At 30.8% G+C, this 1024-nt stretch carries 1 protein-coding gene; it reads left to right on the top strand.

The window, feature by feature from the left end; genetic code table 11:
• The coding region (locus IE124_RS36220) for an AAA family ATPase (protein WP_189513891.1) at nt 1–1024 on the top strand (1024 nt) is incomplete at both ends.

Raw genomic sequence — 1024 nt, 5'->3', positions numbered from 1 at the left:
CTCAATTTGTACAAGAATTACATAAAAATAAAATCCGTAATATTATTATTGATGGATATTTTATAAATGGGCAACATAAAGATGGATCTATTTTTAAAACAATTAGACCAACAATTGAAGATCCTAGTTTAATTGATGATTTATTAAATCATAATGTTTCTATAGAAGGAAGAGAACCAAATAAAACAAGCATCTGGTCAAGGTTATTAATATCTAGTTTTCCAATATTAATTATAATAGCTGTTTTATTATTTTTTATGCGACAAATGCAAATTAATGTTGGAGGTAAAGGTGGCCCAATTATTTTTGGTAAATCTAAAGCTAAAGTAATTTTAAAAGATCAAATAAAAATTACGTTTAGAGATGTTGCAGGTTGTGATGAAGCTAAATCAGAAGTTGAAGACTTAGTAGATTTTTTAAAAAATATAAAAAAATTTAAAAAATTAGGAGGAAAAATTCCGAAAGGCGTTTTAATGATAGGACCACCTGGCACAGGAAAAACTTTGCTTGCAAAAGCTATAGCGGGTGAAGCCAAAGTCCCGTTCTTTACTATTTCTGGTTCGGAATTTGTAGAAATGTTTGTAGGAGTGGGTGCGTCTCGGGTAAGAGATATGTTTATTCAAGCAAAAAAACAATCACCTTGTATTATTTTTATAGATGAGATAGATGCAGTAGGTAGAACAAGAGGTTCAAGTATAGGTGGAGGAGGTCATGATGAAAGAGAACAAACTTTAAATCAATTATTAGTTGAAATGGATGGGTTTGAATCAAATAAAGGGACTATTGTGATAGCCGCAACTAATCGGCCTGATGTGTTAGATAAAGCATTATTAAGACCAGGAAGGTTTGATAGAAAAGTTAATGTAACTTTACCAGATATTGTAGGTAGAGAAAATATACTTAATCTACATTTGAGAAAAATTCCTTTATCTGATGATGTAGAACCTAAAATAATTGCAATGGGCACTCCAGGATGTTCAGGAGCTGAATTAGCTAATATAGTTAATGAAGCAGCAATTTTAGC

This window comes from Streptomyces narbonensis (genome assembly GCF_014649015.1).
Lineage (GTDB): Bacteria > Actinomycetota > Actinomycetes > Streptomycetales > Streptomycetaceae > Streptomyces > Streptomyces narbonensis.
The sequence above is the reverse complement of the archived record's forward strand: the minus strand, read 5'-3'. Positions and strand labels throughout refer to the sequence as shown.